This window comes from Pseudoalteromonas sp. MelDa3 (assembly GCF_002863625.1).
Lineage (GTDB): Bacteria > Pseudomonadota > Gammaproteobacteria > Enterobacterales > Alteromonadaceae > Pseudoalteromonas > Pseudoalteromonas arctica.
Genome location: NZ_PJBR01000133.1, coordinates 1 through 6,050, shown reverse-complemented (window position 1 = coordinate 6,050; position 6,050 = coordinate 1). Strand labels below are relative to the sequence as shown.

Sequence of the window (6,050 nt, the reverse complement as noted above, 5' to 3'; positions counted from 1 at the left end):
GTTAAAGGTATACCAGTAAAATCAATAACGATGTGAAGTTATGCCTAATTAAAAATTTTCAATTTATAGTGTTTTCCTACTCTTGTTCTCGAAAGGATGTATTTTTAAACTCTCAAGGTATAATAGTGCAACTTTAAATCTCAAAGGTGAATCCAAACTCTCTAGTTTTTCATGTACGATTATGTCAAAGTGGTACAAAGTAGCAGCTCGATGGGCTAAATTAGTTTGTTTTCTTTGCAGTTCATTGACTAGTTCAATTTTTTAAACTCACATTTAAAATTAGGTTTATAGAGTGAAATCTAAGCCGATCATTTAAAATATTGGTTAAGGTTCAAATTCATTCAGAGCAGCCTGTAGTACCTCAAATTTTATCGGTTTAGTTAGAACTTTATTCATCCCTACTTTAAAGCAAGAAGCCTTATCATTTGATTCTGCGTTTGCTGTTAAGGCATAAATTGGTATATCACTAAGTAACTTATCACGAATATGTTGTGTTGCTGTTAGACCATCCATAACAGGCATCATAATATCCATTAAAATAAGGTCAAAGTTTTTTAGTTTCAGTAGATCTAATGCTTCACTGCCATTATTTGCGAGCGTAACATTATGATTGAGTTTTTCTAAAAAAGCTTTTGCTAAAACTTGATTTGTTTTATTGTCTTCAGCGACAAGAATGGATAGGGAGGAGCGCGATTTAGCCGTTATATTTTTTACTTCTTCATTGGATGCTGCCTTAAAGGGAATACAAATCTTAAAAGTACTCCCTAAGCCCAGCTGGCTTTCTACACATAGGTAACCATCCATTAATTCGATTAAATTCTTAGAAATACTTAGCCCTAAGCCGACTCCCTCATTTGTTCTGTTTACACTATCGTTAACTTGACTAAAGGGTTTAAATATTAATTCGAGATTTTTTTTAGCAATTCCGACTCCTGAATCCGCTATTTCAAATACGATCATATTGTTAATTAGTGAGGTGTTTAAAGTAATACGTCCTGACTTTGTGAATTTTAACGCATTACCAACAATATTAAATAAAACCTGACTTAGACGAAATTCATCTCCGATAAATAATTTAGGTAATGCATCATCAATAGTTGAAGTGAAAATAATATGTTCATTTTTTTCTATTATGTCTAATTGCCCTACGATATTGTCAATTAAAAGGCGAATGTTAATAGGTTTATTAGCCAAAAGGACTGTGCCAGACTCTATCTTAGAAAAGTCTAGTACGTCAGTTATTAATCCATATAGAATATCTGCACTAGAATTAGCATAGTTTAGCCATTGCTTTTGTTCTTGGTCTAGCTGTGTATCTAGTAATAATTCTATCATCCCCATAATAGCATTCATGGGTGTTCTTATTTCATGTGACATTACCGTTAAAAACTTAGATTTAGTATTACTAGCTTCTATCGCTTTTTGTTTTTCTTCCTTCAAACTTGCTTCACGTTCTTTTGTGGACGTTATATCTTTAGCTATGCCTAAATAACCAATAAAATTACCTAGCTCATCAAATTGAGATTTACCACTTAGTGATACCCAGATACTTTTTAATGCACATATTTCGAATTCAAATTCGTGAAAGTCGCCATGACTTTCGATGGTGTACTTAAAGTCATTCCATTTGTTTTCTTGTAAAAGTTCGCGTTTACTTCTTAAATTGAAAATAGTATTACTGACAAATACCTGCTCATAAATATTGTCTACTGTGTTAGCATTTTTAACGCTTTCAAATAACATTTTAGGTGTGGTCCGCCAAAACCACTCACAGGCTAGCTCTTTAAATAGGGAAGAAAGTTGTGAAAATTTATGGACAAGCGAAAACGATTCAGCAGTTTGCTTTTGAAAATTATCCATATTTACTAAAGAAAAAAATAATTGCTGAAAAAATATATTTATTAATGATGAATTTTTTATGTATTCGCATTCATTAACATTTATATTAGTGAAAATAAAAAGGCTGCTGCCTGAATTAGTGTTAATACACTTTATATACACATTTTTAATTTTATTTTTTTCTTTGTTGTCTAAAAAAGCAAATTCAAACTCTTCTAATGGCTTTAGTGAAATTATAGAGCCTTGGCTAATAGCACTAGCAAACAAATTACATTCAGGCCAAGTTTCAACATAAAACTCACTGTTGCTAGTGCCAATAGTCTCAAAAAATCTAGATTTATTTTTTTTAAGAATAATACAATCTTTATATTTCATCATTGGCTGAATTAGTACTGCTATTGATTTAATTATATCTACCTCATCATCGCAGGTAGATAAATTATCTAAATGAATTTGTAAATCAATTATTGATATTGGTTCTTTACTTTTCATATTGCTCTCGAAGAGGCTATTTTGCATTATGCAAATAATTTTCTATTAATGCGAATAATAGTCTATTAATGCAATTTTGCAATATTAGTAATTATAAAAAACATTTAAAATCATTGTCTTAAATATAATTTCAAGTTGGAATAAATTCTGCTTAAGTTACGGTATCTTGAGGTGTCTAGGTTCAATAATGAAAATAGTCTGTATTGGTGGTGGACATGGATTAGCACAAGTACTAAGTGCTATTAAACCTATGTGTAAGGAGCTTACTGCTATTGTTGCTACAACAGATAATGGTGGCAGTACTGGTCGCATAAGAGAAGAATATGGTTGTATTGCTTTAGGCGATATTCGTCGTTGTTGTATCCAGCTTGCTAAAAATAATACTAATAATGCCGCTATTTACGATCATCGCTTTGAAGGAGGAGATTTGGATGGACATAGTTTAGGTAACTTGACTTTACTCGCTTTTTTACAATCTAGTAAATGTGCCAGCGAAGCAATTTATAGTTTCAATAAAATGCTGGGAAACAATGAAACCGTTTTACCCATGTCAGATTTTCCAACTGATATTATTGCGGAACTTCATAATGGGGAGCATGTTTTTGGTGAGTGTGCTATAGATGCATTAGGTGAGCTTCCAAAAAAAATATTTCTTTCTCACGATGTTCCAGCTTCTTCTAAAGCAGTCGAAGCCATCTTGAGTGCAGATTTTATAATCATGGGTCCAGGTAGTATTATATCAAGTGTAATGCCTAGCTTTTTAGTTAAAGAACTAGGCGATGCCATACATAAAACATCGGCATGTAGATTGTTCATCGAAAACAGTGCAGATGAAAATAGTGTTATGAAAACGCTAAAGTGTGCTGGTATAGATTGGTTACAAGAACAATTAGGTCAAAAAATTTACGATTTAAGTATATCACCACGAGCCATGCAAGAAATTTTATACAATGGCGAAAAAGTAGAAAATCAAAATAGCCATTTACACGATATTAGTGAGCTTAAGATGATTTTCTCAGAACTATTAAAAAACCCTTTTATTGATAGTGATTAAATACTTTGACTTACAATTATAGAAGTAAGTTGGTTAAATGTTTTGTCGCTTTGTTTTGCTGCGAGTTGTAGTAGTGTTATTAACTCTATATCTAACTCTTCATCTTTGGCCTTAGTTTCAATTAATTGACATGTATGTGCTAAGTTGATGGCTCCAAAACTAGAGCTACTACTCTTTAAGCCATGTGCATTAATGGCTATAGAGCTTACAGAAGAAGCTACGAGCATATCTGCTATTGTTTTTTTTGATTCCTCTACAAAAATACCAAGTAATTGAATCGCTAAGTCTTCGCCGACATCGTGTTTCAATTGTTCTATTATTAATTTATCTATCATATTTTTTACTTCGGAGTTGATTAATGGATTATCGTGTAATTTTATTCGTAGACTCGTCCATGATTGGCGGTATTGAAACTCATTTAATAGAGATCTCAAAGTTATTAGCTAAAAATAACGTGCCAAGCATAATACTATTTTATAAAGATCACGGTAATAAGGCATTTTATACATTACTAGATAATGAAAGTATAAAGTATGACTTTGCGCAAGGTAATGTTGGAAATTTTTTAAAAAAATTAAGACAATACAATGAGAAAATTGTGATCCATACTCATGGTTATAAAGCAGGTATCGTTGCTAGGGTAGTATGTAAATTGTATAGGTACCATTGCGTAAGTACTTATCATGCTGGGGAAACGGGAGAAGGTCGTGTTAGGTTTTATAATAAAATAGACAAGCTGCTATCATTCTTATCAATTAACTTCGCAGTATCAGACAATATTGCAAAGAGTATTAAAAACTCAACCCTGTTAGAAAACTTCATCAGTATTCCTAGTGAAACTAAACCTAAACAAATTACAAAGGCATTAAAAGTTGGGTTTGTGGGTCGTTTATCTCACGAGAAAGGGCCAGATATTTTTTGTAAACTATCTTCAATGATGCAAGCTGATGCTAGAATTCAGTTTCATGTTTTTGGCGATGGTCCACTTAAAAATGATGTTACTAATAGTCAAAATATTAAATATCATGGTTTAACAAATCGGAATAATATTTGGGAGCACTTAGATGTATTATTAATTTGTTCAAGAGAGGAAGGATTACCTATGACACTTTTAGAGGCTATATCTGAAAATACATTAATAGTAAGCAGCCCCGTGGGGGCTATTCCAACTATAATTAAGAATAAAAAAAATGGTTTTTTAATGACAAAAGGAAATATTGAGGATTGTAAGCATAACTTGGATTTAATTCTTAAAATGACTCCACAGCAGAAAGTAATAATGTTAGAAACGGCTAAAAAAATGTTGGAAGAACGATTTTCCGGTAAAAAGCAATTCGCTCTTTTAGATAAAGCTTATCGAAAAGAGTAAGCTTTATCTAATTTTTGAAAGTATATTAATTTATAACGTAGCTATACTTCAACTTTTTCCATTTCTTCCCACCCTTTAATTTTTCGATACAAGGTTGAGGGGCTTACATCTAATAGCGATGCTGCTTTTGGGATATTAGTAGCACATAAATTTAAAACTCGTTCTATATAATCTTTCTCTGCTAACCATAATGCTTTTACGTCCTCTTCTTTAAGTGGAAGGTCTTCAATATCAGTTGAGACTAACTCGTTAGCTTGTAGATGCTCATTTTCATCATTTGTAGATTTAGTCTTTCTAGGTAATGAAGGGAGCATGCTAGCATCAACCCATTCACTTTGGTTTAGTACTAAAATATTGCGAATTACGTTTTCTAATTGCCTTACATTTCCAGGCCATTGATAACTATTAAGCAAGTTTCGAACATCATCTGATAAACCTAGGTAAGGGTGTTCTTCTTCTTTTGCAATTTTGATGAATAAAGCTTCGGCAATTTCAATGATGTCATTACCACGATCTCTTAAGGGAGGCATATCTATCGGAATTACATGAAGACGGTAATAAAGATCTTCTCTAAAACGTCCAGCTTCGACTTCAGCAAGGGGGTCTTTATTGGTTGCACAAATAAAGCGTACGTTGGCTTTTATTTCTTTTTCACTTCCAACTTGTTGGTAGTTTCCTGTTTGAATAAACCGTAGTAATTTACTTTGTAAATTAATATCCATTTCACAAAGCTCATCTAAAAACAAAGTACCGCCATCAGCTTGTCCTGCTGCACCTGCACGGTTAGATATAGCACCAGTAAAAGCCCCCTTAAGATGACCAAAAATTTCACTTTCAATTAAATCTCTTGGTATAGCTGCACAGTTAAGAGCAACAAAAGGTTTACCAGCACGGTTAGATGCCAAATGAACAGCCCTCGCGCACAATTCTTTACCTGTTCCACTCTCGCCTGTTATAAATACAGTAGCTTTACTTACAGCAGCTGAACTAATTATTTGGTATACAGCTCGCATTTGTTCTGAACTGCCGACTAAATCATAGTATTTTCCATTTTCATATTTATTTTTATATTTAGTGACTGTTTGCTTTAAATTCTTTATTTTCAGAGCATTATGCACAGTGATTCTAAACCGGTCAGCTTCAACAGGTTTCTCTATAAAGTCGCTTGCACCCAACTTTATAGCCCGAATCGCCATTTCTTTAGTGGCGTTACCCGTTAGTACTATTACTTGAGGGCAAGAATCTGAACTTAGTGACTCTAAAATTTCTAGCCCATTAATATCTGGTAAAACAACG

At 32.8% G+C, this 6,050-nt stretch carries 5 protein-coding genes; 2 read left to right on the top strand and 3 right to left on the bottom strand.

What is annotated here, in order from left to right:
* Window positions 1–324 precede the first annotated feature (324 nt).
* Window positions 325–2,331, bottom strand: a complete 2,007-nt coding sequence (locus CXF89_RS17875) for a response regulator (protein WP_121955353.1) — start codon at window positions 2,329–2,331, stop codon at window positions 325–327.
* 187 nt (window positions 2,332–2,518) lie between these two features.
* On the opposite strand from CXF89_RS17875, the gene yvcK reads away from it, so the two are divergent.
* Window positions 2,519–3,385, top strand: a complete 867-nt coding sequence (gene yvcK / locus CXF89_RS17870; protein WP_121955352.1) for a gluconeogenesis factor YvcK family protein — start codon at window positions 2,519–2,521, stop codon at window positions 3,383–3,385.
* On the opposite strand, the gene CXF89_RS17865 is transcribed toward yvcK, so the two are convergent.
* Window positions 3,382–3,720 carry an Hpt domain-containing protein gene (locus tag CXF89_RS17865; RefSeq protein WP_076924514.1) on the bottom strand — a complete coding sequence of 113 codons (339 nt, stop codon included), beginning with the start codon at window positions 3,718–3,720 and terminating at the stop codon, window positions 3,382–3,384. The two genes, yvcK and CXF89_RS17865, sit on opposite strands and share 4 nt — an antisense overlap.
* 23 nt (window positions 3,721–3,743) lie before the next feature.
* Here CXF89_RS17865 and CXF89_RS17860 point away from each other — a divergent pair, with 23 nt between their 5' ends.
* Window positions 3,744–4,754 (top strand): glycosyltransferase family 4 protein, encoded by a 1,011-nt coding sequence (locus tag CXF89_RS17860; RefSeq protein ID WP_076924515.1) that lies wholly within the window; start codon window positions 3,744–3,746, stop codon window positions 4,752–4,754.
* A gap of 41 nt (window positions 4,755–4,795) precedes the next feature.
* On the opposite strand, the gene CXF89_RS17855 is transcribed toward CXF89_RS17860, so the two are convergent.
* Window positions 4,796–6,050, bottom strand: a 1,255-nt coding sequence (locus CXF89_RS17855; protein ID WP_145990837.1) for a sigma-54-dependent transcriptional regulator, incomplete at its 5' end; no start/stop codon positions are given.

Coding starts and splice junctions, on each gene's coding strand:
- CXF89_RS17875 (WP_121955353.1), bottom strand. CDS start 2,331: ATGAAAAGTAAAGAACCAATATCAATAATTGATTTACAAATTCATTTA.
- CXF89_RS17860 (WP_076924515.1), top strand. CDS start 3,744: ATGGATTATCGTGTAATTTTATTCGTAGACTCGTCCATGATTGGCGGT.
- CXF89_RS17865 (WP_076924514.1), bottom strand. CDS start 3,720: ATGATAGATAAATTAATAATAGAACAATTGAAACACGATGTCGGCGAA.
- yvcK (WP_121955352.1), top strand. CDS start 2,519: ATGAAAATAGTCTGTATTGGTGGTGGACATGGATTAGCACAAGTACTA.